This window comes from Chelativorans xinjiangensis (assembly GCF_009812055.1).
GTDB classification, from domain to species: Bacteria; Pseudomonadota; Alphaproteobacteria; order Rhizobiales; family Rhizobiaceae; genus Chelativorans; species Chelativorans xinjiangense.
In genome coordinates this window covers 143,914-170,335 of sequence record NZ_WQNH01000003.1, presented here as the reverse complement: position 1 = coordinate 170,335, position 26,422 = coordinate 143,914, and the positions used below count along the sequence as shown (strand labels likewise).

General features: G+C 65.7%; 25 protein-coding genes and 1 other RNA gene. 15 read left to right on the top strand and 11 right to left on the bottom strand.

Annotated features, from left to right (window positions below):
• The first annotated feature begins 1 nt into the window (after position 1).
• The 4 genes from GM910_RS03895 (at position 2) to GM910_RS03880 (ending at position 4,427) form a co-directional block, all read left to right on the top strand.
• Positions 2-1,390, top strand: a complete 1,389-nt coding sequence (locus GM910_RS03895; protein ID WP_159586201.1) for a COG4223 family protein — start codon at positions 2-4, stop codon at positions 1,388-1,390.
• A 12-nt stretch (positions 1,391-1,402) separates the two neighbouring features.
• A complete protein-coding gene (locus GM910_RS03890; protein WP_159586200.1) occupies positions 1,403-3,028 on the top strand; it encodes a heme biosynthesis protein HemY in 1,626 nt (541 codons plus the stop codon).
• Positions 3,029-3,159: 131 nt separating this feature from the next.
• Positions 3,160-3,633 carry a tellurite resistance TerB family protein gene (locus GM910_RS03885; RefSeq protein WP_159586199.1) on the top strand — a complete coding sequence of 158 codons (474 nt, stop codon included), beginning with the start codon at positions 3,160-3,162 and terminating at the stop codon, positions 3,631-3,633.
• 8 nt (positions 3,634-3,641) lie between these two features.
• Positions 3,642-4,427, top strand: coding sequence for a glutamine amidotransferase (locus GM910_RS03880; protein ID WP_159586198.1), 786 nt, complete (start codon positions 3,642-3,644; stop codon positions 4,425-4,427).
• A 225-nt stretch (positions 4,428-4,652) separates the two neighbouring features.
• Here the strand turns inward: GM910_RS03880 and GM910_RS03875 are convergent, their stop codons facing one another.
• Positions 4,653-5,825, bottom strand: coding sequence for an MFS transporter (locus GM910_RS03875; RefSeq protein ID WP_159586197.1), 1,173 nt, complete (start codon positions 5,823-5,825; stop codon positions 4,653-4,655).
• 80 nt (positions 5,826-5,905) lie between these two features.
• Between GM910_RS03875 and GM910_RS03870 the strand changes: the two genes are divergently transcribed.
• Positions 5,906-6,793, top strand: a complete 888-nt coding sequence (locus GM910_RS03870; protein WP_159586196.1) for a LysR substrate-binding domain-containing protein — start codon at positions 5,906-5,908, stop codon at positions 6,791-6,793.
• Between the two features lie 141 nt (positions 6,794-6,934).
• Here GM910_RS03870 and GM910_RS03865 read toward each other — a convergent pair whose 3' ends face one another.
• Positions 6,935-7,375 (bottom strand): GNAT family N-acetyltransferase, encoded by a 441-nt coding sequence (locus tag GM910_RS03865; RefSeq protein WP_159586195.1) that lies wholly within the window; start codon positions 7,373-7,375, stop codon positions 6,935-6,937.
• A 1,186-nt stretch (positions 7,376-8,561) separates the two neighbouring features.
• Here GM910_RS03865 and ssrS point away from each other — a divergent pair.
• The 4 genes from ssrS (at position 8,562) to GM910_RS03845 (ending at position 11,078) form a co-directional block, all read left to right on the top strand.
• A non-coding RNA gene (gene ssrS / locus GM910_RS03860) (6S RNA) lies at positions 8,562-8,716 on the top strand.
• A gap of 105 nt (positions 8,717-8,821) precedes the next feature.
• On the top strand, positions 8,822-9,409 hold the full coding sequence (locus tag GM910_RS03855) for a 5-formyltetrahydrofolate cyclo-ligase (protein ID WP_159586194.1): 588 nt from the start codon (positions 8,822-8,824) through the stop codon (positions 9,407-9,409).
• Between the two features lie 9 nt (positions 9,410-9,418).
• The gene (locus GM910_RS03850; RefSeq protein WP_159586193.1) at positions 9,419-10,243 is read left to right on the top strand and encodes a TIGR00282 family metallophosphoesterase; all 825 of its coding nucleotides are present in this window, start codon (positions 9,419-9,421) and stop codon (positions 10,241-10,243) included.
• A gap of 67 nt (positions 10,244-10,310) precedes the next feature.
• The gene (locus tag GM910_RS03845; protein ID WP_159586192.1) at positions 10,311-11,078 is read left to right on the top strand and encodes a TerC family protein; all 768 of its coding nucleotides are present in this window, start codon (positions 10,311-10,313) and stop codon (positions 11,076-11,078) included.
• 4 nt (positions 11,079-11,082) lie between these two features.
• Here GM910_RS03845 and GM910_RS03840 read toward each other — a convergent pair whose 3' ends face one another.
• Positions 11,083-11,877: an MBL fold metallo-hydrolase gene (locus GM910_RS03840; protein ID WP_159586191.1), complete on the bottom strand. Its 795-nt coding sequence runs from the start codon at positions 11,875-11,877 to the stop codon at positions 11,083-11,085.
• A gap of 181 nt (positions 11,878-12,058) precedes the next feature.
• On the opposite strand from GM910_RS03840, the gene GM910_RS03835 reads away from it, so the two are divergent.
• Together GM910_RS03835 and GM910_RS03830 are read left to right on the top strand one after the other, a co-directional pair.
• Entirely contained in the window at positions 12,059-12,808 is a 750-nt protein-coding gene (locus GM910_RS03835; RefSeq protein ID WP_159586190.1) for a YebC/PmpR family DNA-binding transcriptional regulator, read from the top strand.
• 4 nt (positions 12,809-12,812) lie between these two features.
• On the top strand, positions 12,813-13,112 hold the full coding sequence (locus GM910_RS03830; RefSeq protein WP_425482647.1) for an Rdx family protein: 300 nt from the start codon (positions 12,813-12,815) through the stop codon (positions 13,110-13,112).
• A 50-nt stretch (positions 13,113-13,162) separates the two neighbouring features.
• Here GM910_RS03830 and rpmE read toward each other — a convergent pair whose 3' ends face one another.
• Complete coding sequence (gene rpmE, locus GM910_RS03825) at positions 13,163-13,384, bottom strand: 50S ribosomal protein L31 (RefSeq protein WP_159586188.1); 222 nt, start codon at positions 13,382-13,384, stop codon at positions 13,163-13,165.
• Between the two features lie 194 nt (positions 13,385-13,578).
• Between rpmE and GM910_RS03820 the strand changes: the two genes are divergently transcribed.
• Positions 13,579-15,384, top strand: a complete 1,806-nt coding sequence (locus GM910_RS03820; protein ID WP_159586187.1) for an ABC transporter transmembrane domain-containing protein — start codon at positions 13,579-13,581, stop codon at positions 15,382-15,384.
• A gap of 3 nt (positions 15,385-15,387) precedes the next feature.
• Here GM910_RS03820 and GM910_RS03815 read toward each other — a convergent pair whose 3' ends face one another.
• From GM910_RS03815 to GM910_RS03805, 3 genes are read right to left on the bottom strand one after another with little or no spacing between them, the layout of a single operon-like run.
• Positions 15,388-17,046, bottom strand: coding sequence for an FAD-binding dehydrogenase (locus GM910_RS03815; protein ID WP_159586186.1), 1,659 nt, complete (start codon positions 17,044-17,046; stop codon positions 15,388-15,390).
• Between the two features lie 55 nt (positions 17,047-17,101).
• Positions 17,102-18,133, bottom strand: coding sequence for a peptidoglycan -binding protein (locus tag GM910_RS03810; protein ID WP_159586185.1), 1,032 nt, complete (start codon positions 18,131-18,133; stop codon positions 17,102-17,104).
• Positions 18,133-19,149 carry a MotA/TolQ/ExbB proton channel family protein gene (locus GM910_RS03805; protein WP_159586184.1) on the bottom strand — a complete coding sequence of 339 codons (1,017 nt, stop codon included), beginning with the start codon at positions 19,147-19,149 and terminating at the stop codon, positions 18,133-18,135. Before GM910_RS03805 ends, GM910_RS03810 begins: the two co-directional genes overlap by 1 nt.
• A gap of 236 nt (positions 19,150-19,385) precedes the next feature.
• Here GM910_RS03805 and GM910_RS03800 point away from each other — a divergent pair, with 236 nt between their 5' ends.
• Positions 19,386-20,324, top strand: a complete 939-nt coding sequence (locus GM910_RS03800) for an NAD-dependent epimerase/dehydratase family protein (RefSeq protein ID WP_159586183.1) — start codon at positions 19,386-19,388, stop codon at positions 20,322-20,324.
• Positions 20,325-20,342: 18 nt separating this feature from the next.
• Here the strand turns inward: GM910_RS03800 and GM910_RS03795 are convergent, their stop codons facing one another.
• The 4 genes from GM910_RS03795 to GM910_RS03780 form a co-directional block, all read right to left on the bottom strand.
• Complete coding sequence (locus GM910_RS03795; protein ID WP_159586182.1) at positions 20,343-21,137, bottom strand: inositol monophosphatase family protein; 795 nt, start codon at positions 21,135-21,137, stop codon at positions 20,343-20,345.
• 37 nt (positions 21,138-21,174) lie between these two features.
• Positions 21,175-21,738 (bottom strand): elongation factor P, encoded by a 564-nt coding sequence (efp, locus tag GM910_RS03790; RefSeq protein ID WP_159586181.1) that lies wholly within the window; start codon positions 21,736-21,738, stop codon positions 21,175-21,177.
• A 160-nt stretch (positions 21,739-21,898) separates the two neighbouring features.
• Positions 21,899-22,882 (bottom strand): tetratricopeptide repeat protein, encoded by a 984-nt coding sequence (locus tag GM910_RS03785; RefSeq protein WP_159586180.1) that lies wholly within the window; start codon positions 22,880-22,882, stop codon positions 21,899-21,901.
• Position 22,883: 1 nt separating this feature from the next.
• Positions 22,884-23,540 carry a thiamine phosphate synthase gene (locus GM910_RS03780; protein WP_159586179.1) on the bottom strand — a complete coding sequence of 219 codons (657 nt, stop codon included), beginning with the start codon at positions 23,538-23,540 and terminating at the stop codon, positions 22,884-22,886.
• Between the two features lie 295 nt (positions 23,541-23,835).
• On the opposite strand from GM910_RS03780, the gene GM910_RS03775 reads away from it, so the two are divergent.
• Both GM910_RS03775 and GM910_RS03770 read left to right on the top strand, forming a co-directional pair.
• Complete coding sequence (locus GM910_RS03775) at positions 23,836-24,609, top strand: sulfite exporter TauE/SafE family protein (RefSeq protein ID WP_159586178.1); 774 nt, start codon at positions 23,836-23,838, stop codon at positions 24,607-24,609.
• A gap of 48 nt (positions 24,610-24,657) precedes the next feature.
• A complete protein-coding gene (locus GM910_RS03770; RefSeq protein ID WP_159586177.1) occupies positions 24,658-26,301 on the top strand; it encodes an acyl-CoA synthetase in 1,644 nt (547 codons plus the stop codon).
• Positions 26,302-26,422: the final 121 nt, after the last annotated feature.

The window sequence follows — 26,422 nt, the reverse complement described above, 5'->3', positions numbered from 1 at the left end:
GATGGCCAAGACACCGAGGACGCGCCACTCCAGAACCAAACGGGAGCCGGTGACGATCGATCTCGAAGCCGACGAAGTGAAGCGCGAATCGGAAGAAGCCGAGGCGGCCAAGGCTGAGGAGGCGGCCGCAGCGGAGACGCCGGACGCGGCCGGGAAAGAAGAAACACAGGCCCCGGACGACCACGAGAGCGAGGTCACCGGCGCCACGGACGAAGCCCCGATGGACGAAGCGGGTGCCGCCGATACGGCCGACGCAGGCGCACGGGACGAACCCGTTTCGGAACCCCCGCCCACCGGGCAGCGCTCGGGCGGCGGGGCCGGCCATGCGCTGGCGGCGGGTGTTGCCGGCGGCGTCATCGCGCTGGTTCTGGCGGGCGGTCTGCAATGGGCGAACGTGCTGCCCGTACCGGGCGCCCCCGACGATGTCCAGGACCCGGCCGTGGACGGCCTCCAACAGGACGTCGAGGCGATGCGCGGCGAGATCTCGCGGCTGCGTGAGGCGGCTTCGGCTGGTGTTTCCGACGATACGGTGGAGCAGGCGCTGGCCGAGCCGCGTCGGCAGATCGCCGAGCTTCGCGAGACGGTGTCTTCGCTGCAGGAAAGCGTCTCCTCGGGTGGGGCGGGCGAGACCGCCGGCCTCGAAGCGCTCGATACGCGCCTCTCCGGCCTGGAAAGCCAGTTGGCAAGCCTTTCCGAAACGACCGGGCAGCCGGGGGCCGGCAATGCATCGGCCGAACGTCTGGCGGCTCTTCAATCGGCCGTGGAGGACGTCCGCGAAACGGTCTCCGCCGCACAGGAGGCGGCCTCCGCCAACGCGGGGCGGCTCGATACGCTTATCGGCGATCTGCAAGCGCTTTCCGAACGGGTGGCGAGCCAGGACGAGGGGCCGCGGCTGGCGCTGGTCGTCGCGGCATCGGCGTTGCGCTCGGCGGTGGAGCGAGGCGAGCCCTTCGCCGGCGAACTGGAGACCTATTCCGCCCTTGCGCCCAATGCGCCCGAGCTCGAGCCGTTGCGGCAATATGCCGACACGGGCATTCCCACCCGCGCCGAACTCGCCGAGGAGGCGCCGACGGTGGCTTCGCGCATCGCCGCCGTGGCGTCCGCCCCGCCCGCGGAGGCGGGTTTCTTCGACCGGCTGATGGCGAGCGCGCGCTCTGCCGTCACGGTGCGCCCCGTGGGCGAGGTCGAGGGCGAGGCGCCGGAGGCCATCGCCGCGCGCATGGAAGCGGCCGTGCTCAAGGGGGACTACGCCGAAGCGCTCGCCGAATACGAAACCCTGCCGCCCGAGGCGCAGGGGGCCGCAAGCGGCTTCGCCGAGAGGCTGCGCGCCAGACAGGCGGCGGACCGGATCCTCGAACAGGCGCTTTCCGATGCGCTGAAGCCGGCTTGAGGAAGGGCGCTCATGTTTCGCATTCTTTTCTTTCTCGTCGTCGTCTTCCTGCTCGGCCTCGGCTTTGCCTGGCTGGCCGAGCGGCCGGGCGACCTGGTGATCACCTTCGGCGGATACCGCTACGAGGTGACGCTGATGGTGGCGGCGGTGCTGGTGGTGGCGGTCGTTGCCGTGGTGATGATCGTGTGGTGGCTGATCCGCAGCATCTGGAACAGCCCCTACGCGGTGGCGCGCTACTTCCGCGTGCGGCGCCGCGACCGGGGCTATCAGGCGCTTTCCACCGGCATGATCGCCGCCGGCGCCGGCGACGGCGGGCTTGCCCAGCGCATGGGCAAGCAGGCGGCGAAGCTGATCTCGTCGGACCAGGAACCGCTCATTCACCTGCTCGACGCGCAAGCGGCCCTGCTCGAAGGCGACCACGAGGCGGCGCGAAAGAAATTCGCCGCCATGGCGGACGACCCGGAGACGCGGCTTCTGGGGCTGCGCGGGCTCTATCTGGAGGCAGAGCGGCTGGGCGAGCGCGAGGCGGCCCGCCACTATGCCGCCCGGGCGGCCACCCAGGCGCCGCAGCTCGGCTGGGCGGTGAACGCCACGCTCGAAGCCAAGACCGAGGAGGGCGACTGGCCGGGCGCGCTGGCGCTCGTCGAGGCGCAGAAGGCGACGCACAAGGCAGACCGCGAAAAGCAGGCGCGGCGACGCGCCGTCCTTCTCACCGCGCAGGCGATGGAGCAGCTCAGCACCGACCCCACCGCGGCGCGCGCGGCGGCGCTGGAGGCCAACCGCCTGCAGCCGGATTTCGTGCCGGCGGCGGTGACGGCGGCGCGCGCGCTGTTCCGGGAAAACGACCTGCGCCGCGGCTCGAAGGTGCTGGAAGCGGTGTGGAAACAAGAGCCGCATCCCGAGGTGGCGGACCTTTACGTGCATGCGCGGTCGGGCGATTCCACCCATGACCGGCTGGCGCGGGCGAAGCGGTTGTCGCGGCTGAAGCCGAACCATGTCGAATCGGAACTGGTGGTGGCGCGTGCCGCGCTCGACGCAGGCGAGTTCAAGGAGGCGCGTGCCGCGGCGGAGGCAGCCGTGCGGATCGCCCCGCGCGAGGGCGCCTTCCTGCTTCTGGCCGATATCGAGGAGGCGGAGACCGGCGACCAGGGCCGGGTGCGCCATTGGCTCGCCAAGGCCGTGCGCGCCCCGCGCGATCCGGCCTGGGTGGCCGACGGCGTCGTCTCGGAGCGCTGGGCACCCGCCTCGCCGGTGACCGGGCAATTGGACGCCTTCGAGTGGCGTGTGCCGGTGGAGCGGCTGGGCCAGGTGGTGGAAGGCGAAGAGGCGCTCGCGGCGCTGCCGGCGGTGGCCGCTGAGCGGCCTGCCGAAGAGCCTGCCGAGGCCGAGGCTGTCGTGACGGTCGACGCCGAGCCTTTCCCCCGGCCGCCGGCCGAGGGGGAGGCGCCGGCGGAGCCGGATGACGCACGGCGTATGCCGGAGAAAGCGGTCCCGCCCGCCGACGGAAGCGGCGAGGGCGGCGAAAGACCGGGGGTGCCGGACGAGCCTGCCGAGGAACGACCGCCGATCCCCGATGATCCCGGTGTCGAACCGGACGAGGCGAAGCCAAACGGGTCTTCCCGTTTCCGGCTGTTCTGATGGACAGGTCGGGACGGTTGGGGAACCTTGGCGATCATTTTTTCTTTATCAGTCGTGGCAAGCGCAAAAAACGCGCTTGTGCGGCTTGTCGCCTGTCCGCAACATATCCACTATGATTCCATAGGAATTCGATGTTCGACCGTATCCTCTTCTTTCTGAAAGACCTGCCGGCAGGCGGCGATACCTCACGGCACCTCGACGCGGACGACCCGCGCGTGGCCGCTGCCGCCCTGCTCATCCACGTGATGGCGGCCGACGGCGAGCGCAGCAAGGACGAGCAGGCGCGGTTGAAGAAGACGCTGTCGCAGGCGTATGACCTGCACGGCGCGGAGCTCAAGGCGCTGATGAAGGCCGGTGAGGAGGCCGAGGCCGATGCGGTCGATCTCTACACTTTCACCAGCGTTCTGAAACGGCATCTCGACGAGGACGCGCGCGCCGAGTTCATCCGGCTGATGTGGGAGATCGTCTTCGCCGACGGCGAGCTGCACGAGCTGGAGGACAATCTGGTGTGGCGCGTGGCCGAGTTGATCGGCGTCGATACGCGTACACGCGTGATCATGCGCCAGCGCGTGAAGAAGACGGAAGATGGGGAAGGGGACGAGTAGCCGCGAAGATGGCCAGGGGGACCGATAAGAAGATCCTGATCGTGCTGCATCAGGAGATGTCGAGCCCTGGCCGGGTCGGCCAGCTTCTGCAGCGCAACGGCTTCACGCTCGATATCCGCCGCCCGCCCCTGGGCGACCCCTTGCCCGAAACCCTTGCCGAGCACGAGGGCGCCGTCATCTTCGGCGGGCCGATGAGCGCCAACGACCATGACGACTTCGTGCGGCGCGAGACGGAATGGCTTTCCGTGCCGCTCAAGGAGGAGAAGCCCTTTCTCGGCATCTGCCTCGGAGCGCAGATGCTGGTCAACCACCTGGGCGGGCAGGTGAAGAGCCACGACGACGGACTGGTGGAGATCGGCTGGTATCCGCTCAAAGCCACCGAGGAGGGACGGCGGCTCACGCACTGGCCGGAGATGGTCTACCAGTTCCACCGCGAGGGCTTCTCGCTGCCCTCCGGCGCCTCCCTTTTGGCCACCGCCGACCACTATCCCAACCAGGCCTTCCGCTACGGCCGCAACGCCTGGGGCATCCAGTTCCACGCCGAGCTGACGCGGGTGATGATGCAGCGCTGGGTGGTGCACGGCGTGCACCGCTTCGTGCTGCCCGGCGCCCAGCCGGGGCGCGACCATCTGGGCGGACGCCTCATCTGGGACACGCACCTGAAGCAATGGCTGGTCGGCTTCCTCGACCTCGTCTTCGGCTGCGGGGCGGAAGAGCGCGTGACGGCGGGGGATGAAGCAGAGGCGCAAAAGCCCGCCGGACGGCGCCAGGTCGGCCGGCGGGGTGTGGCGTAGGCCCAACCCGGCGGTGCCGCCGAGGCTGCCGGGTCGTGTCTCAGTTTGAATTTCGGCTGTGGGTGGGAAGGAGACGGCCCGGTTTGTTCAGGATTTTCAAGAAAGCTGACACAGGACGATGATCTTGGCTGTCGCGAAAGTCATTGGCGGAATGTCGAGTTTTGCGTCCGAATTTTGCGACGGAATTTTTCCTGACGTTTCAGTGTCGCGATCTGGTCACAAAATTTAGGATTTCCGCGACAATAGCAGCGCCAAGCTGGCCGAGATCGCGCCGAAAGCGCATGTTCCGGTCCAGCCCCACGCCGCATAGGCTGCACCGCCAGCGCCAGCGCCAACCGCACCCCCGAACAACATGGTCGCCATGAACACGGTGTTGAGCCGGCTGCGCGCTGTCGGATCGAGGGTATAGACGCGTGCCTGGTTGGCGACCTGCGAGGATTGCACAGCGAGGTCCATGACCAGAATACCGATGACGAGGCCAACCAGGGAGCCTTGCCAGAAACCGAAGATGGCGAAAGCGATCACCATGAGGCCCGCGCCGATCGAGACAACCATGGCCGGCCCACGCCGGTCAGCAAAACCGCCTGCAATAGGAGCCGCGAGAGCGCCGGCGACACCGACGAGCGCCAGAAGGCCAACCGCCGTCCCGCCGAGTTGATAGGGCGGCTCGATCAACAGCAAGGCTAGGTTCGACCAGAATCCTATGAAGGCCGCGAAGATCAGGAACTGCACGGCGACTGCTCGCCGGAGGACGCGGTGCGTCCGCACCAGTGTCCATAAGGAACCGATGAGGCGCGGATAACTCAAATCCGTGGTGGGCTGGACGCGCGGCAGCCAGAGCGCAAGCGCCAGTCCGATCAACGTCATCAAACTGGCCGCGAACCAGAATACGAAGGGCCAGCCCATGTAGTCCGAGATCGTGCCGCTGGCGGTTCGCGCCAATAGAATGCCGATCAGGATGCCCCCCGTCACCTTTCCGAGAATGCGGCCGCGTTCCTCTGGCAGTGCCAGATGCACCGCAAGTGGGACGATCTGCTGTGCGACCGTGGCAAACAAGCCGACCGCGAGGCTTGCGATGGCAAGCCAGATGAAGCCCGGCGAGAGCGCCGCGCCGATCAACGCCACCACCAATGCGGCGATTGTCATGAGGATCAGAGACTTTCGTTCCAGCCGGTCCCCGAGCGGGGCGAGGAACAGCACACCAGCCGCATTTCCGGTTTGTGTTAGAACGGGAATGATGGCGGCGGCTCCGGCCGCCAATCCGAAATCCGCCGTGAGATGGCCGAGGAACGCCTGATTGTAGTAGCTGTTGGCGACGGCCGCTCCGGCTCCTATCGCCAGGAGACGAACAAGGGCGGCCGACAGATGCTCGGATCGTGCGTGTGAGTTTGTTTGCATGTCGGCAGACATACATTTCGTCGTCATCCGCACAAACCATATCTCTTGCTGAATGATTTAGTTAAGCTAAACTCAGGAGCATGACTTCACCTGTTTCATTCAGCGCGCTACGCACCTTCGTCGAGGTTGGCCGGCAAGGCAGCATCAAACGCGCCGCGCGCGAGCTGAACGTGACACCGGGGGCCGTGAGCCAGCAGGTGAAGGCGCTGGAATCGCGTTTCGGCGTCCAGCTTCTTGAGCGTGGCAATCGGGAGGTGAGACTGTCGGCCCCTGGCCTGCGCCTCTTTGGCAAGATCGCAACCAACTTCGAGCAGATCGACGCGGCCGTGCAGCTTCTTGAGGATCGCCGACCGGGGCCGCAAACCCTTGTCGTCAGCACCGTGCCGTCATTTGCCGCCTGCTGGTTGACCCCACGCCTTGGCCGTTTCACCGTGCTGCATCCGCAGATCGAGGTTGAAATTGAAACTTCGGTGCAGCTCGCGGATCTGACGAATGGTCCGGCGGATATGGCGATCCGGCATGGCTCCGGAAATTACCCCGGTTTTGATGTCGTCCGCTTATTTGCGCCCCGACTTGTAGCCGTCGGAAGCCCGTCGCTTTTGGCAGATGGTCCACTAAGCTCGCCGGGGGACTGCCTGCGCTATCCGTTGCTGCAAGACCGGGACCGTGCCGACTGGACGACATGGCTTGAGGCGAATGGCGCTAAGCCGACCCGTAGCGCGGCGAAAGGCCCGAGCTACGCCGACGACGCGCTTCTGATCCAAGGTGCTATCGCAGGACAGGGCCTTGCCATCGTGCGCGATGTCTATGCCGCGCGAGCCTTGGAAGCCGGGAGCATCGTGCTCGCAATCGACGCATCTGTTTCGACGCCGGCGGGATACTTTGTCATTGTTCGGCCAGACAGGATCACAATTCCCAAGATCGCTGCATTCCGGCAGTGGATCATGCATGAAGCAGGAGTCGCATAAATCCCGATTAAAACGACAGTTCTGCACCCGACTTCTGCGACAGATATGATCCATGACGACGGCCACCTGCATGGTCTACTTTCAGGGCCGTCACTCCTTGCCATGAACGGCCGAGATGAGGTCGAACTGAGACACTACCGACTACCGCTGATACTTGACGAAGGGCGTGAGCCTGGCCACGCGGTCATAGAGCTTGCGGGCGGTGTGGTTGAATTCCTGGGTCAGCCAATAGGTCTGCGCGGCTCCCTCGCGGTCCGCTTCCTCGTAGACGGCCTCGATAAGAGCGCGGCCGATGCCTTGGCCGCGCGCCGCGGGGTCTGTGTACAAGTCCTGCATGTAGCAGCGGGGGTTCCAGTCGGAGGTCGAGAAAACGAAGAAGTAGTGGGCAAAGCCCACCAGCACGCCGCCTATCTCCGCCGCGAAGCCGTACGGCTCGCCGGCATTGTCCAGCAGCCGTGACCACACGCGCTCGCTCACGCGATCCTCGACGCTGCGCTTGTAGAAGACGTTGTAATCCCGCCAAAGCGCGTCCCAGCGCGGACGGTCTTCGGCTGAAAACCGGCGAATGACAATTCCCGACATCGTGCTTCCCAATTTTATCGCGGCGATCTTGTCGGTACGCACGGGAATGGCAAGGACCAATCGTGCCCGGCCGTTATGCCTGGCCCCCCGACAAAGGTCATTTCCTTCAAGGGCACCACCTGCCGCGATGCCGGGCGCCACTCCTCTCTCCGTTATCTCGACTCCACCCGCGCGCGCGTCATCCCGGAAGTCGGAGCGAAGCGGAGACTGTCCGGGACCCATTCCGGAAGGTGGACGAGTCACGGAATGGGTCCCGGACAAGCCTTCGGCTTTCCGGGATGACGCGCGCGGGTGGGATGACGCGCGGGTAGGGATGACGCGCGTTGGAAAGGCGGCGGGCGCCCTTCACCTCAGCCGGCGGTGCCTTGCCTGCGCGGGGATAAAATGTGGCGACAAAGATTTTTTCTTTCCCGACAACCCATTGTTTCCGTTCACTCCGACCAACTTTTTTGATTTTTTTCCCGCCAATTTTATTCACGCTCCCCGCCGCCCCCTTATCATGGTCCCCATCGCTCTTACGGGAACCGGGTCCGGACCGGGGATCAGGGAGAGCGGCGGAGACCTCTCCCTTCGGGCTCGGTACCCGGAGGCCTGAGGGCCCGCGACAGGCCGGCGGTGCCGGGAGCGCTGGGTGACAGCGTTGCCGGCATTGCGGAGAAGCCGCCAGGGCTTCTCGTCCGGCCCGGCAAAGCCCCCAATTGGGTGCAGCCGGGAAGAACGGGAAGCCCGAGTGATCGGCCGACTGTCGGGACAGACTCCGGCGGGGCGCGTTGGACGCGCCTTATTTGAGGCGCCCCCAAAGCGCCTCCTGCGGTGCCGAAGACGCGCCCCGCTTCCCACGTTCTTTGACATAGCCCGGCTTCGGATGAAGCGCGGCAACGGATAGGCACGTCCTTCGTCAGGGAGGGCGCGGCGCTAGCAACTCCCCTCCCCCCCTTCGACAAGCTCAGAATGGGGAGGGGTAAGGGGTGGGGGTCGTGGCGACGCGCACCGGCGCATCCGTAGTGGCGAGAAAAGACAATCACCAACGACGGCACCCGAGCGCGTCCACCCCCACCCCTTACCCCTCCCCATCCTGAGCTTGTCGAAGGGGGGAGGGGAGCCGCCATCGCCGCGCCCTCCCCAATTCACCCGATTGCAACCGTCTGCCACTGGCGCGGCCCCTGCGTCCGGCCTATATTGCGTCTGCGGTCTGCGCCTCGCGACAGGAAATCATATCCCCGGGGCCTTATCGATCCTTAAGGGAGCTGTCCCTGGCCTCGCTCGTGGGCTTGGCTATACGGCGCCCACCTACTTTGTAGGTTCCCGGGATCGACATTCCATCGGTTGCGTGGATCGCATCTTTTCCCTTCTCCCCTGTCGCCCTCCTTCGCCTGCATGTCGTCTCTCGGCCTTCCCGCCGAGCGAACGGCCCCCTATTGTCCCGGGCGTTGAGAGGACCGGCGGATGGCAGTGACGGCACGTGAGACGAAGAGGGTGTTGAGGGGCGAGGCGCTGGCGCGGCGCGATGCGCTCGATCCAAGGTGGCGGGTCGAGGCTTCGCTGGGCTTTGCCGCGTGGGCGGAGGAGATTGCGCCAAGGCCCGGCGCGGTGGTGTCCGGCTTCTGGCCCATGCGCTCGGAGGTCGACGTGCGGCCGCTGATGGCGGCGCTCGGCGACAGGGGCGCGCGGCTCTGCCTGCCGGCGATCCTCGACAAGACCACCATCGTCTTCCGCGAATTGATGCGCGGGGCGCCGCTCATCGACATGGGCTTCGGCACACAGGGGCCGGGCGAGGAAGCGGCGGTGCTGGAGCCGGAATTGATGCTGGTGCCGCTGGCCGCGTTCGACCGGCGCGGCCACCGTATCGGCTACGGCGCGGGCTATTACGACCGGGCGATCGCGCGTATCCAGAAGAACGGCGCGGCGCTGCGTCTCATCGGCATCGCCTTCGACTGCCAGGAGGTGGCCCGGGTGCCGGACGAGGCGCACGACGTCGTCATTCCGGAAATCCTCACCGAAAGCGGCTTGCGCCGCTTCCCCCCATCCCTGTAAGAGCGGGAGATGCGACTTCTTTTCCTTGGCGACATGGTCGGGCGGTCCGGCCGCACAGCGGTTTGGCAAAAACTGCCCGGTATGATCTCCGACTTCAACATCGATTTCGTGGTTGTGAACGGCGAGAACGCGGCGGGCGGCTTCGGTATCACCGAGGAGATCTTCCGCGAAACGCTCAACGCCGGCGCCGACGTGGTGACCACGGGCAACCATGTCTGGGATCAGCGCGAGGCACTGAGCTTTGCCCCCTATGAAGAGCGTTTCTTAAGGCCGGCCAACTTCCCCAAGGGCACGCCGGGCCGGGGCTCGGGGCTTTTCATTGCCAGGAACGGCGCACGCGTGCTGGTGGCAAACATCATGGGCCGCGTCTTCATGCATCCCGATCTGGACGACCCCTTTCGCGCGGCCGAGGAGGAGCTGGCCGCGTGCCCTCTCGGCGAGCAGGCGGACGCCGTGCTGATCGATTTTCACGCCGAGGCGACGTCGGAGAAGATGTGCTTCGGCCATTTCGTCGATGGGCGGGTGAGCGCGGTGATCGGTACCCACACGCATCAGCCGACGGCGGACCATCAGATCCTCAATGGCGGCACGGCCTATATCTCCGACGCCGGCATGTGCGGCGACTACGATTCCTCGCTGGGGATGGAAAAGGAGGAGCCGCTCAACCGCTTCATCGCCAAGGTGCCCAAGGGGCGCTTCGAGGCGGCGACGGGGCCGGCGACGCTGTGCGGTGTCGGCCTGGAAATCTCCGACCGTACCGGACTTGCGGAAAAGATAGCGCCCCTCAGGCTGGGTCCGAGGCTGGAGGAGACGATCCCCGCCTTCTGGCGTTGACGGGAGAGGGAGGCGGCCCTACCTGTGCGAGGCTTTTGCCTTTTCATAAAGAGAGACGGTTGCCGCCATGGACTGGCTCATTTCCCACTTCGCATTCGTGTCAAATCCCGAGGGCTGGGTCGCGCTGGTGACCCTTGTCGTCCTGGAGATCGTCCTCGGCATCGACAACCTGATCTTCATCTCCATTCTCACCAACAAGCTGCCTAAGGCGCGCCAGGCGTTTGCCCGCCGGCTGGGCATCAGCGCGGCGCTCATCCTGAGGCTGGCGCTGCTCGCCACCATCTCCTACATCGTCCAGCTCACCGCGCCGCTGTTTACGCTTTTCGACCACGGCTTTTCCTGGCGCGACCTCATCCTGATCGCCGGCGGGCTGTTCCTGGTCTGGAAAGCGACGAAGGAAATCCACCACTCGGTCGATCCGGGAGATCCGAAGGAAAACATGATGGGCGGCGTGGTGACGATGTCGATAGGCGGGGCGATCGTGCAGATCTTGCTGCTCGACCTCGTCTTCTCCATCGATTCCATCATCACCGCCGTCGGCATGACCGACGAGATCGCCATCATGTTCATCGCCGTCATTGCGGCCGTCACCGTCATGCTCCTGGCGGCCGAACCGCTGTCACGCTTCATTGCCGCCAACCCGACAGTGGTCATGCTGGCGCTCGGCTTCCTTCTGATGATCGGCATGACGCTGATCGCCGACGGCTTCGGCTTCCATGTGCCCAAGGGCTATATCTACGTTGCCATGGGCTTCTCGGCGATGGTCGAGGCGCTCAACATGATGGCGCGACGCAAGCGCGCGCGCCAGAAGGCGGTGCGGGAGGAAGAGGCGTGAGACGCTACACCCCTTCGAGCACGATAATCGTCGGCCGGCGCGGCAGCGTCGTCAGCGAGACGGTGAGAGAGCGGGAATCGCGGAAGTCGAGGTCGAAGCCTTCGCCCATGCGCCGGGTGAAGGAGTCTAACGGCGTGGCGTGGCGGTGCATCGGCAAGATGACCGAGGACGACAGCCGCCGCGCGATCTCGCTCATGCCGTCGAGCGACATGGTGAGCCCGCCGTCCACCGGCACCATCACCACGTCGAGCCGGCCAATCGCGGCATAGTGGGAGTCTTCGAGGCGATGGTGCAGGTGGCCCAGATGGCCGATGCACAGGCCGGCGACCTCGAAGATGAAGATCGAGTTGCCGTCCTCTTCCATCACGCCGAAGCGGTTGATGTCGGTCGTCACGTTGCGGATGTAGACGTCGTCGACCAGCAGGGAGTGTTCGATCGGCCCGCCGTCGGGGTTCCACCCCGTCAGCACGTGCTCGATCGCCGGATCGGGAGTGGACGTGAAATGGGTGGAGTGCGCCTTGTTCATGGTCACCACACGCGGCGTCGGGCGTGTGCCATAGGCGCCGGAAAAGTCCGTGGCGATCGTCACGCCGGCCGGCGTTTCGATGACATAGGTGGAATGGCCGGCATAGGTGATCGACACCTCCTCGCCGGCTGCCGGCTGGAGGCTGACGAAGGTCACATTCGGCAGTGCCTTGGCCATGGCGAGGCAGGTGCTGGGCCGCGTCTCCTGCGCATGGGCGGCGAACGGCATCAGAAGAAAGGCGAACATAGAAGCAATCAGGCGGAAGGCGGACATCGGCATCTCCCGGGATCGGCAAGGCCGGCATCCTAACCGATGATGGCGCCTCCCGCCACGGAGGGCGCCGTAACCATTGCGTGAGGACGCACGCCGTCGCGCCTTCTGGACGTTGCCGGCCAATTTCACTATAAGGCCGCCAATCCGTGAAAGCGCAGGAATATTCCGACGAAGGAGCCCCATGGCCGGCCATTCCCAGTTCAAGAACATCATGCACCGCAAGGGCCGCCAGGACGCGGCGCGGTCGAAGGTCTTTTCCAAGCTGGCGCGCGAGATCACCGTCGCCGCCAAGTCCGGCTTGCCCGACCCGGACATGAACCCGCGTCTGCGGCTTGCCGTGCAGAACGCCAAGGCACAATCGATGCCCAAGGACAATATCGAACGGGCCATCAAGAAGGCCACGGGTGGCGACGCGGAGAACTACGAGGAAGTGCGCTACGAGGGCTATGGGCCAGGCGGCGTGGCGGTGATCGTCGAGGCGCTTACCGACAACCGCAACCGCACCGCCTCCAACGTGCGCGCCGCCTTCACCAAGGCCGGCGGGTCATTGGGGGAGACCGGCTCGGTGTCCTTCATGTTCGACCGGGTGGGCGAGATCGTCTATCCGGCGGGGGCCGGCGACGCCGACAAGGTGATGGAAGCGGCGATCGAGGCCGGCGCCGAGGACGTGCAGTCGGACGACAACGGCCATGTGATCACCTGCGTATTCGAGGATATCGGCGACGTGACCACGACACTGGAAAAAGCGCTCGGCGAAGCGGAATTGATAAAGGCGGTGTGGCGGCCGCAGACCGGCACACCGGTGGACGAGGATCGCGCGCAGTCCGTGTTGAGGCTGATCGCCGCACTCGAGGACGACGACGACGTGCAGAACGTCTACGCCAACTTCGAGGTCGACGACGAGACCCTCGCCAAGCTGAGCGCGGCCTGAGGAGATGGGCATGACCGATCACCGCGTGACCATCGCCTATTGCTCCCAGTGCCATTGGCTGCTGCGCGCCGGCTGGATGGCGCAGGAACTGCTATCCACCTTCTCCACGGAATTGGCCGAAGTGACGCTGAAGCCTGGCACCGGCGGTATCTTCGAGGTCCATTGCGACGGCGAACTCATCTGGGAGCGCAAGCGCGACGGCGGCTTTCCCGACGCGGCCGAACTCAAGCGGCGCGTGCGCGATCTGATCGATCCCGAACGTGACATGGGGCATCTAGACAAAGAGCGCCCCGCGGCCGGATAACAAAAAGCCCGCCGAACGGCGGGCTTTTTCGTTTTCCGTGAAGGCGGGGCTTAGATGCCCAGGCCCTCGTAGCGCTTCTTGAAGCGGGAGACGCGGCCGCCGCGGTCCACCAGCGTCTGCGCGCCGCCGGTCCAGGCGGGGTGCGTGGTGGGGTCGATGTCGAGCTGCAGCGTGTCGCCCTCCTTGCCCCAGGTCGAGCGCGTCTCGAATTCGGTGCCGTCCGTCATGACGACCTTGATCATGTGGTAGTTGGGATGAATGTCGGCTTTCATCGGTCTGTCCTGAATCTGCGTCCGCATTTAGGCGCTGCACTTGCGCTGCGGCAATCTCGCCCATGCTGAAAACTTGAAGCCGCGGCCATTGACCGCTACGGCTTCGAAAAGGTTCGCGTGCCTATACATCAGGCGCCCGATGGACACAAGGCCGGCACCGTTCGAATCTTCGACGGGTGCCGGAGGGGCATGTCATGGCAGAGATCAGTGCGGGATCGGACGGGAAGGCGCGGCGCTCGCTCCATCCGCTCTGGCGCCTGGCGCCGTATGTTGGCCGCTATCGCGGCCTCGTCGTCGGCGCCTGCCTGTTCCTGCTTCTTGCGGCGGCCGCCACGCTGACGCTGCCACTGGCCGTCAGGCGGATGATCGATCACGGTTTTTCGGAAGCCGACAGCACCTTCATCGCCAACTATTTCTCCATGCTGATCGTCGTGGCCGCCGTGCTGGCGGTGGCCTCGGCCTGCCGGTACTATTTCGTCGTTACGCTCGGTGAGCGGGTGGTGGCCGACCTGAGGCGCGATGTCTTTGCCCATCTCACGCGCCTTTCACCGGCTTTCTTCGACCGTGCGCAGTCTGGGGAGATCGTGTCGCGGCTGACTGCCGACGCCACGCAGATCAAATCCGCGGTCGGCGCAACCGCCTCGCTGGCGCTCCGCAACACCATCATGGGGCTGGGTGCCCTGGCGATGATGGTGATCACGAGCCCGCGCCTTTCGCTGCTGGTTGTCGTTGCCATTCCTTTCATCGTCCTGCCGCTCGTCGCTTTCGGCCGCTCGGTCCGGCGGCGAGCGAGGCGCGCGCAGGATACGCTGGCGGAGGCGACGGCCTATGCGAGCGAGCAGATCGGCGCCGTGCGGGTGCTGCAGGCATTCACCAGCGAGAAAAGCGTGAGGGCGCGATTCGGCGCGGCGGTGGAGGCAGCGTTCGCGGCGGCGCGCTCCTCCATCTTCGCGCGCTCCTTCCTTACCTTCTTCGCCATCTTCACCACCTTCACCTCCGTGGTCGCGGTGCTGTGGGTCGGCTCGCACGACGTCCTCGCCGGCACCATGACCGCCGGCACGCTCGGCCAGTTCCTGCTCTACGCGGTGCTGGCGGCCGGGGCGCTGGGCGCGTTGTCGGAGGTGTGGGGCGAGCTTTCACAGGCGGCGGGCGCTGCCGAGCGGATGGGCGAAATTCTGGACGAGGAGCCGGCGATTGCCGTGCCGGAGGCGCCTGTCGCCATGCCCTCGCCGCCGCGCGGTGCCGTCTCCTTCCGCAACGTGAACTTTTCCTACCCTTCCCGGCCGGATCGCTCGGCATTGCACGGATTGTCGTTCGATGTCGCGCCGGGCGAGACGGTGGCCATCGTCGGGCCGTCCGGGGCGGGCAAGAGCACAATCTTCTCGCTGCTTCTGCGCTATTACGACCCGGTCGAAGGCCAGGTGCTGGTCGATGGCGTCGACATCAGGAAGGCGGACCCGCAAGCGGTGCGCGGGCGGCTCGCTATCGTGCCGCAGGACGTGACGGTGTTCGCCGAGAGCGCGGCGGAAAACATCGCCTTCGGGCGGCCGGGCGCGAGCCGGGAAGAGGTGGCGGCGGCGGCGCGGGCAGCACTCGCGCACGATTTCATCGTGGCGCTTGAAGACGGCTACGATACGCAGGTGGGCGAGCGTGGGGTGATGCTGTCGGGCGGGCAGCGCCAGCGGCTGGCGATCGCCCGGGCCATTCTGCGAGACGCGCCGATCCTGCTCCTCGACGAGGCGACCTCGGCGCTCGACGCCGAAAGCGAGACACTGGTGCAGAAGGCGCTGGAGGGGCTGATGGAGGGGCGGACCACCATCGTCGTCGCGCACCGGCTGGCGACGATCCTGAAAGCCGACCGCATCCTGGTGATGACGGATGGAAAGATCGTAGAGGAAGGCACGCACGCCGAGCTGGTCGGCCGGGGCGGCATCTATGCACGGCTCGCAAGCCTGCAGTTCGAGGCGGGTGCGGATGTGTTCAAGGGCGCGGCGGAGTAACGCCTACAGCGCCTTCGCCGCATGCCGGCCGGCGTTGCGGCCCGAGAAGAGACAGCCGCCGAGGAAGGTTCCTTCCAGCGCGTTATAGCCGTGATAGCCGCCGCCGCCGAAACCTGAAGCCTCACCTACGGCATAGAGGCCGGGCACCGGCTCGCCTTGAGTGTCCAGCGTCTGCGCGTCGAGGTTCGTGTGCAGCCCGCCCAGCGTCTTCCGCGTCAGGATGTGGAGCTTCACGGCGATCAGCGGGCCGTTTTGCGGGTCGAGGATCTTGTGCGGCTTGGCGGTGCGGATGAGCCGGTCGCCCAGATAGGCGCGGGCGCCGCGGATGGCGATGATCTGCGCATCCTTGGCGAACGGGTTGTCGATCTGGCGGTCGCGGGCGGAGATCTGCGCTTCGATGTCGGCGTGGTCAAGAAGGCCGTCGCCGGCAAGCGCGTTCATCGCCGCCACCAGGTCGCGGAGATTGTCACGGACGATGAAATCCTCGCCCTTTTCCTTGAAAGCCTCGACGGGTGGCGGCGCGCCCGAGCCGCGGCGGCTTTTCAGCACCTGGAGCCAGCTCCTGGAGGTCAGGTCCGGGTTCTGCTCGGAACCCGAAAGTGCGAACTCCTTTTCGATGATCTTCTGGGTCAGCACGAACCAGGAATAATCGAAGCCGGTCGAAAGAATGTGCCTCAGCGTGGACAGCGTGTCGAAGCCGGGGAGACAGGGGGCGGGAAGACGGTTGCCGCGGGCATCGAACCACATGGAGGAAGGGCCGGGCAGGATGCGGATGCCGTGGCCCGGCCAGATGGGCGACCAGTTCTTGACGCCCTCCGTATAGTGCCACATACGGTCGGTGTTGACGGTGGCGGCTCCTGCCTTTCTGGCGATCTCGATCATCCTGCCGTCGACGTGATGGGGAACGCCGGAGACCATGGATTGAGGCGGCGGACCGAGGCGGTCCGTGGGCCAGTTCTTGCGCACCAGATCGAGGTTGCCGCCGATGCCGCCGGAAGCGACGATGACGACGGGCGCCTTGAAGGCGAAATCGCCGACGACGGTGCGGCCGGATTTCTCGCCGCGCTTCACGGTGGAGGGTTCGAGGATGTCGCCGGCAACGCCCGTTATCGCGCCCTTCGCCTTCATGAGCCGGGTTGCCCTGTGGCGGAACTTCAGCGTGACCAATCCCTCCCCGACATGCGCGCGTACTCGGCGCTCAAACGGTTCCACAACGCCAGGGCCGGTGCCCCAGGTGATGTGGAAGCGGGGGACGGAGTTGCCGTGGCCGTGAGCCTGCGCCCCTCCGCGCTCGGCCCATCCCACCACAGGAAACCAGCGCATGCCCATTTTATAGAGCCAGGCGCGCATCTCGCCGGCGGCGAAGTCGACGAAGGCTTCGGCAACCGTTCTCGGCCAGCGATCCTCCTCGCGGTCGTAGCCGGCTGAGCCCATCCAGTCCTGAAGCGCAAGCTCCCGGCTGTCGTGGATACGCATGCGCCGCTGCTCGGGACTGTCGACCATGAAGAGCCCGCCGAGCGACCAGAAGGCCTGGCCGCCGAGCGAATTCTCGCCTTCCTGTTCGAGAATGAGGACGCGCTTGCCGGCGTCCGCCAGCTCGGCCGCTGCCGTCAGACCGGCAAGCCCGCTCCCGATGACGATGGCGTCGGCATCGCCGGCCATGATTCCCCCTCCGTTTCGGCCAGCCTAACTGGAGCCGTTGGAAAGGGGAAGCTGCTCACTTTTCGGTCAGCTTCAGCTCGATGCGGCGGTTTCTGTCGCGCGCCTCCGGCGTGTCGGCCGCATCGAGCGGCTGGAACTCGCCGAAGCCGGCGGCCACCAGCCGGTCCGACGGCACGCCGTTTTCGATCAGGAATTTCACGACGGCCGTGGCGCGCGCGGTGGAGAGCTCCCAGTTGTCGCGATAGCGCCCGGTGCCGGACAGCGGTACATTGTCCGTGTGGCCGTCGACACGCAGCACCCAGTCGATCTCCGGCGGGATCTCCTTCTGCAGATCGAGGATGGCGTTGGCGAGCTTCTGCATCTCCTCCTGGCCGTTTTCGTTGATCTCCGTGGCGCCGGATGCGAACAGCACCTCCGACTGGAAGACGAAGCGGTCGCCGACGATGCGGATATTCTCGCGGTCGGAGAGGATCTCGCGCAAGCGGCCGAAGAAGTCGGAGCGGTAGCGGTTCAGCTCCTGTACGCGCTGGGCCAGCGCCACGTTGAGCCTGCGGCCGAGGTCGGCGATCTTGGCCTTGGCTTCGACGTCGCGCTGCTCGGATACGTCGAGCGCGGCCTCCAGGGCGCCGATCTGCTGGCGCAGCGCGGATATCTGCTGGTTCAGGAGTTCCACCTGGGAAAGGGCGCGCTGGCTGACCTGGCGCTCTTCTTCGAGTTCGCCGGTGAGCGTGCCGATCTGCTGCTGAGCCGCCTCGCTGCGGCCGGTGCCGCTCGCCAGAAGCTGCTCGAGGCGCGACTGCTCGGCCTCGGCATCGGCCAGCGAGGCGCGCAGATTGGCAAGCTGATCCTCGGCGTCCTGCACATTGGCCTGCTCCAGCGCCAGGAGCTGCGTCAGCTCGTTCACCTGTGCGTTGAGACGGTCGAGAACGGCGTCCCGGCTGGTGATCTCCTGGCTCAGGAAAAACTGCGCCAGCACGAAGACCGACAGCAGGAACATGATGGCAAGCAGCAGCGTCGCCATGGCGTCGACGAAGCCAGGCCAGTAGTCGACTGCTCTCTCACGGCGACGCGCGCGTGCTAGCGCCATCAGTTATTTTCCCGTTTCTTCAAGGAAGCGGCGATCTTGTCGAGCGTTTCGCGCAGCGCCTTCTGATCCTCGGCCTGCGCTTCCACCCAGTCGCGCATCATCTGCTGCTCCTGGCGCATGTTCTTCACCAGGCCGGAAATGCCCGAGGCGAGGGACGCCATGGCGGCGGCGGTGCGCGGGTTGCTGCCCCCCGTCTCCTGCACGGCGCGCAACTTCTCCGCCAGCGCGCGCAACTCTTCCGACGTGCCGTTCTTGGCGCTGTCGGTAAGGTCGGAGCTCAAGTCGGTGACGGTGGACAGCCAGTTCTCGAGCTCGGTGTAGAAGCGGTTCTGGGCGCGGCCGGCCTGCAGGTCGAGAAAGCCGAGGACGAGCGAGCCGGACAGGCCGAAGAGCGAGGACGAGAAGGCCGTTCCCATGCCGCCCAGGGGCGCCGACAGTCCCGCCTTCAGCGAATCGAGAATGTCGTTGGCGTCACCCGAGCCCGGATCGAGCGACTGGATCGTGTCGCCGATGGAGCTGATGGTCTGCAACAGGCCCCAGAAGGTGCCGAGCAGGCCGAGGAAGACGAGCAGGCCGATCAGATAGCGCGAGATGTCACGGCTCTCGTCGAGGCGGGTGGCGATGGAATCGAGGATGGAGCGCATGGAGCTGGTGGACAGCGCCATGGCGGAAGAGCGGCTCAACAGCGCCTTCATAGGGGCGAGGAGGACTGGGTCCGTGGCTTCGGTCCCGGCCAGGAACGAGTTGATCCAGCGCACCTCGCGAAACAGCCTGATGACCTGCGCGAAGGCCAACAGGATGCCGACCGCGAGCACGCCGAGAATGAGCCCGTTAAGTCCCGGGTTGCTCTGGAACGCTGAGGAAATCTGGCGATAGAGGATTGCCGCCACGAAGCCGGTGATCGCCAGGAAGATCAGCATCGAATAGAGGAAAACATGAGGGCTGGAAAGGCTTCGCGGATCGTATCTCTCCTCGGGGGTGAGACCGTCTGCTCCCAACGATTTCAGCAAGGCCATATGTCCCTCGAGTTCGTTAGGCCGTGTGGGCGGATCGTGCTGCGGGCACGGAGCGCTGCCCGACATGAATGTAGCCTACATCGCCCGCCCCGGGGGCACCAAATACAATCCATCGCCCGACCTCCACCTGAGACTGGCCGAGACTCTAAACGGAATTGTGACGAAATTGAAATAAGCCTTATTGCCTCCTCCTGCCGGGAAAATGTACACGCGGCCAACCAGCGAGGGCAAGTTCCATGGCGAAAGTGCTCGTCACCGGCGCTTCCGGCTTCATCGGTCGCCATCTTGCGCCGCTGCTGGCGGCACGCGGCCACGAGGTCGTGGAGGCGGGCAGGCGCCCGCGCAAGGGGGCGGAGCGCTTCTTCGCGGTTGGCGAGATCGACGCCGCCACCGACTGGCAGGCGGCGCTTGCCGGGGTCGAGGCCGTTATCCACCTTGCCGGGCTGGCGCATCGGGACGATGCAAGCGAGGCGGATTATCTCGCCGTCAACGACGCGGGGACGGCGAGGCTCGTCGAGGCGTGCGCGGCTACCGGCGTGCGCGCAGTCGTTTTTATCAGCAGCATCGCGGCGCGTGAGGGCGTCAACGCCTATGGGCTTTCGAAACGCGCCGGCGAGGACCATGTGCGGCGTTTTGCCGGGGCGAAGGGCAAGGCCGGGATAGCGCTGCGCCCGCCGCTCGTCTACGGACACGAGGCGCCGGGCAACTGGGGACGCCTGCAACGCCTCGCGGCCACGGGCGCGCCTCTGCCCTTCGGGCTGGTCGCCAACCGCCGCTCCCTGTGCTCGGTGGGAAACCTCTGTGACGCGATCGCCGTTGCGGTGGAGGCGGGGCTGCGCGGTGTAGGCGGCGGGGCCTATGAGGTCGCGGACCGGGAGCAGGTATCGCTCCGCGAGATACTCGCGCTGCTCAGGACGGGGATGGGGCGGCCGAGACGGCTCTTGCCCGTTCCTCCGGGCCTCTTGCGGCTGGCCGGGCATCTGATCGGCAGGCAAAAGATGGTGGCGGCGCTGCTCGACGATCTGACGCTCGACCCGTCCGATTTCATGCGGGTTTTTGCATGGAGCCCGCCCGAGATAGCGCAGGATGCGATCGTGCGCTGCGGGCAGTCTTATGTGAAGCAGTCCCGGCGCGCGGCATCCCGCCCTCGCGGTTCGGTCGAACCACGAAGGTGAAGTCACGCACAGGCAGAATCAGCGAACCGGCTTCGCGAGAGCCTTGAGGAGGCCGCGGTGGATGGCTTCGTTGCCGGCGACGATGGAGCCCGTGCCGAACATGTCCTGGCCACCGGATCTGTCGGTGACGAAGCCGCCGGCCTCACGCACCATCAGGATGCCCGCCGCCGTGTCCCAGGGCTGCAGCGCGTCTTCCCAGAAGCCGTCCATGCGGCCGGCTGCGACATAGGCAAGGTCGAGCGCGGCCGCGCCCATGCGGCGGATGCCGGCCGTTTCGGCCATCACGTTGCGCAGGTCGAGGAGCGCCTGGCCGTGGTGGCCGCGGCCGAGATGGGGGATGCCGGTGCCAACCACCGTGTCGGACAAACGGGTGCGCGCGGCCACGCGCATGCGCCGGTCGTTGAAGAAGGCGCCGCCGCCGCGCTCGGCGGTGTAGAGCTCGTCCATAGCCGGGTTGTAGATGACGCCGGCGACAAGCTGGCCCTGCCGTTCGAGCGCGATGGATACGGCGAAGATGGGGATGCCGTGCAGGAAGTTCGTGGTGCCGTCGAGCGGGTCGACCAGCCAGCGGTGCTGGGCGTCCTCGCCTTCCACCACACCGCGTTCCTCCATGAGGAAAGCGTAACCGGGACGGGCGCGCGAAAGCTCGGCGTGGACGATCTCCTCGGCGCGGCGGTCGGCCTGACTGACGTAGTCGCCGGGGCCCTTGAGCGAGACCTGCAGGTTCTGCACCTCGCCGAAATCGCGCGCCAGCGAGCGCCCGGCCTTCATGGCGGCTTGAACCATGACGTTTATGATGGCCGAACGCGGCATGAAGAATGTCCCTGGTGTTGTGTTGTAAGACGCGCCGTCAGTCGGCGCGGCGTATATAGGTGATGTCGTTGGTGTCGACGACGATCTTCTCGCCGGAGGTGACGAACGGCGGCACCATGACGCGGATGCCGTTTTCCATGACGGCCGGCTTATACGAGGATGCCGCCGTCTGGCCCTTGACCACGGGGTCCGCCTCGACCACTTGCAGCGTCACCTGGTCGGGCAGCGAAATGCCGATCGGCTTTTCCTGATACAGCTCCACCGTCACGGTCATGCCGTCCTGCAGGAAGGCGGCGCGGTCGCCGACGAAATCCTTCTGCAGCTCAAGCTGCTCATAGGTCTCCGTATCCATGAAGACCAGCGCGTCGCCCTGCTCGTAAAGATAGGAGAAGTCCTTCTGCTCCAGCCGCACTTTCTCGACCGTCTCGGCGGCGCGGAAGCGCTCGTTGAGCTTGGTGCCGTCAATGAGGTTCTTGAGCTCGACCTGGTTGTATGCGCCGCCCTTGCCGGGCTTGACCGCATTCGTCTTCACCGCGACCCACAGGCCGCCATTGTGCTCTATGACGTTTCCGGGACGGATTTCGTTGCCGTTGATCTTCATCGTGACCTGTCCTGATACGTGTCCGCGTCGCATGGGCGCGAGCCGGCGCCCCCAAGACCACAAAACACTTAACTAAGCAAGACGGGCTGGAAGGGAACAAGTGGGTGAGGCAAGAAGGCAGTAGCGTAGCAGGGCAAAGCTCCCTCACTGCCGTACCGCGTTATCGCAACCTGTTGGCGCGCTCCAGGGCAGCCTTCAACTGCTCGTTCGTCAGGCCATCCATGAAATCCTCCATCTCACGGTCCGTGAGGCCGGCGCGGCGCGCCAGAATATACCAGGCGGCGGCCTCTACGGGGTCTGCCTCGACGCCGACGCCGGCGCGATAGAGCTTGGCGACGCGGTTCTGGGCGGCGACGTTGCCGCCATCGGCGGCGCGCTTCAGCCATGCAAAGCCGTCCTCGGGCTTTGCCTCGCCGCCGCGGCCCTCGACGAGCCAGGTGCCGAGGTCCAGCTGTGCGGTGTCATAGTTCTGGCGGGCGGCCCGCAGCAGCCAGCGCCGCGCAGCGGCCGCGTCTTCCGGTTTGCCGCCGATGCCATGGGCATGCACCTGTGCCATCGCATATTGTGCGTCGGGCAAGCCTGTCTTGGCGGCGCGCTCGTACCAGCCGACCGCCTCCTCCATGGAGGCGCCCTCTTCAGTCATCATCTGCGCGAGGTTGAACTGGGCGAGCGGCTTTCCGGCTTCGGCCGCGCTGCGCATCAGGGTGTAGGCCTTTTCCCGATCCTCCTCCACGAAACGGCCGTCTATGAGCATGAGGGCGTATTGCATCTGTGCCTCGGGGTCGCCCTGCTCCGCCGCTCTGCCATACCACTTGGCCGCTTCCTCGGCGTTGCGGGCGACGCCGAGGCCACGGGCGTAGATCTCCGCCATCAGCGTCTGCGCGGCGGAATTCCCCGCTTCGGCGCGGGGGCGGGCGAGATTCAGGGCGGTGAGATAGTGCCCACGCTGGAAGGCGCCGAAGGCAAGGTCCGGCACCTTGCCGAAGCGCTTCGGGTCAACCTCGCCGGGCGGAGGTTCCTGGAGGCCCGGTCTGGCCTGCGTCTCTTCAGCCGTGGTGCCGTCCTCCTGCGCCCACGCGGCCTGGCGGCCCATTGCGAGCGCAAGCAGGAGGATCACGAGGAAGAGCTTGGCGGCTTGGTTCATGTCACCTGTCTTCGAATGCGGGCGCGTGCCGGTCGAGCAGCCTGTTGGCTTCCGCCACTATGCGTGCCGGGTCCGCATCCGGCGCGAAGACGGCGGTACCGAGGGCGACGAACTCCGCGCCGGTCCCGGCCACCGCCTGCACGGATTGGACATCGGCGCCGGCCATCACGATACAGGGTAGCTCGATCATCTGCGACCACCATGCGCCGAGCGTGAGATTGCGCGGATGGGGCTCCGGCTTGTTGTCGTAGCCGAAGCGGCCGAAAAAGATGTAGTCGGGCTGCGTCTCGCCAAGCTCCAGTGCGTCGTCACGGGTTTTTGCGCCGCCGCAGCCGACCGTCATCCGGTCCTGATATTTACGGACGGTATCCGCCAACTCCGACTTCGAGCCCTCGACATGGATGCCGTCGGCCTGGACGCGGGCGGCAATGCGCGGCTCTCCGGCGATGATGACGGCGACGCCGCGCGCCTGGGCAAGCCGGGTCAGCCGTTCGGCATGGGCCTGGAAGGCCGCTTCGTCGGCGCCGTAGTCGGGCAGGATGAGCGAGGCGACGTCGCCGCCCGACAGCGCGGCCTCGAGGCGGGCCGCATCGTCGGCGCCAGCCGGCGGGGCGATGAGCACGACGCGGCAGCGGTTGGGCGTTTCCACTTCACTCATGGCGTTCCGATATGCTTTCGGCACTGGAGGGCAGCCGGTTCTGCCCGCCGTTTTTGGTATGATTGGGGCATAGCGAAGGGGCGGTAAGCCCACAAGAGAAATCGGAAACTTCGCCGCCGCCCCTCGTCAAGCGGCGGGAATGAGTCTATGCCGCTAGTGGTCTGATCCAAACAGATGGTACCCATCTGTTTGGGTAAGTCAGCCCGCAAGCTATTGATCTGGTGGGGCGATTTGCCCTGACAGATGGGTACCATCTGTCAGGATCGCACCACTAGCGCACAATCGACGTCTCGGCATGGCTCCCATTCTTAGCGATCCGCTGTTCTACCTGGCCGCGATCCCGGCCGTCATCCTGGTCGGCCTGTCCAAGGGCGGGTTCGGCGGGGCGATGGCGCTGCTCGGCGTGCCGCTGATCGCGCTGGTGGTGCCGCCGGTGCAGGCGGCGGCCATCTTGCTGCCGATCCTCATCGTCATGGATATCGTCTCGCTGTGGGCCTGGCGCGGCTTCTTCGACCGGCGGCTGCTCGCCATCATGCTGCCGGGCGCGCTTCTCGGCATCACCATCGGCTGGCTGACGGCGGCCGTCGTCACCGAAGGGCACGTGCGGCTCATCGTCGGCATCGTCACCTTCCTGTTCTTCATGCGCTGGGTGGTGGACACGGTGCGCAGCGGCGAACGCATCGCCAGCCACAATCCTCCCAAGGGATTCTTCTGGGGCACGGTTTCCGGCTTCACCAGCTTTGTGGCCCACGCGGGCGGACCGCCTTACCAGGTCTATGCCCTGCCGCTGAAGCAGGACCCGAAGCTCTACACCGGCACGAGCGTTATCTTCTTCGCCATCGTCAACGCGGTGAAGCTGATCCCCTATTTCGCGCTCGGCCAGTTCGACGCGACAAATCTGACCGCCTCGCTGATTCTGGTGCCGGTGGCGCCGCTTGCCACGCTCGCCGGCGTGTGGGTCGTCAAGCGCATGAAGCCGCAGGTCTTTTATCCCTTCATGTACACGATGGTGCTGATCGTTTCGCTCAAGCTCATCCACGACGGCACGGCAAACCTTTGGGGCTGGTGAAGAGCACCTCCCGTGCTTAAGAATGAGGGAAAAGCCTGGGAGGAAAACGTGAACGACAATCCTTACGCGCAGAATCTCGACAGGAACCCCGCCAACCATCAGCCGCTGACGCCGCTGACGCTGATGGAGCGGGCGGCACGGGTCTTTCCCGACCATCCGGCCATCATCCATGGCAAGACCCGGCGCACGTATGGCGAATTCTGGCAGCGCTCGCGGCAGCTCGCCTCTGCCCTTGCCCGCCACGGTATCGGCAAGGGCGACACGGTCTCGGCGATGCTGTCCAATACGCCGCCCATGCTGGAGGCGCATTTCGGCGTGCCGATGACGAGGGCCGTGCTGCATTCGATCAACACGCGCCTCGACGCGGCCATCATCGCCTTCCAGCTCGACCACGCCGACAGCAAAGTGGTGATCGTCGACCGCGAGTTTTCCGGCGTCATGAAGGAGGCGCTGGCCAGGGCCAAGGTGAAGCCGCTGGTGATCGACTACGACGACCCGGACTATCCCGCCGATGCGCCCCATCCCAAGGGCGAGCCGATCGGCAGCGTCGAGTACGAGGCGTTCGTTGCCTCGGGCGACGCCGATTTCGCCTGGGCGATGCCGGACGACGAGTGGGACGCCATCTCCCTCAACTACACCTCGGGCACGACAGGCAATCCCAAGGGCGTCGTCTACCATCATCGCGGGGCGGCGCTGATGGCCTTTGCCAATACGATCCATGCCGGCTTCGGGCGGCATCCGGTCTATCTGTGGACGCTGCCCATGTTCCACTGCAATGGCTGGTGCTTTCCCTGGACGCTGGCGATCCAGGTCGGCACCCATGTGTGCCTGCGCTGGGTGCGGGCGAAGGCCATGTACGACGCCATCGCCGACCATGGAGTGACGCATCTGTGCGGGGCGCCGGTCGTCATGGGCACGTTGGTCAACGCCGAGGAAAGCGACCGTCGCGACTTCCCGCAGACCGTCATCTTCAACACGGCCGCCGCGCCGCCGCCCGAATCGGTTCTGGCGGCGATGGCGGATGCCGGTTTCATCGTCAATCACCTTTACGGGCTGACGGAAACCTACGGCCCGGCGGTGGTGAACGAGTGGAAGATGGCGTGGGACGGCCTCGATGGGCCGGAGCAGGCGACGCGCAAGGCGCGGCAGGGCGTGCGCTATGCGACGCTGGAGGGGCTGACGGTGATGGATCCCGAGACCATGAAGCCCGTCCCGCCGGATGGCGAGACATTGGGCGAGGTGATGTTCCGCGGCAACATCGTCATGAAGGGATACCTGAAAAACACGGAGGCGACGGACGAGGCCTTTGCCGGCGGCTGGTTCCATTCCGGCGATCTCGGCGTGCTGCACCCCGACGGCTACATCCAGCTCAAGGACCGCTCCAAGGACATCATCATCTCCGGCGGCGAGAACATCTCCTCCATCGAGGTGGAGGACGCGCTTTACAAGCATCCGGCCATTGCCGCCTGCGGCGTGGTGGCGCGCGCGGACGACAGATGGGGCGAGACGCCGGTGGCTTTCGTCGAATTGAAGCCGGGGAAAGAAGCAAGCGCGGAGGAGATCATCGACCATTGCCGGCGGCTGCTCGCGTCGTTCAAGTGCCCGCGTCACGTGTTTTTTGTGGAAATCCCGAAGACGTCGACGGGGAAAATCCAGAAATTCAAGCTGCGCGATCTGGCAAAGACGATGTGAGGAGGAGGACATTTTCCCATGGTTTTTAATCGAAGATCCGCAACTTCGTTAACCTCCTGTTAAGCTTTACGGGTGTTTACTGTGTTTATCCAGTGATCTGGATTCTTACCGAGTGGCTGGA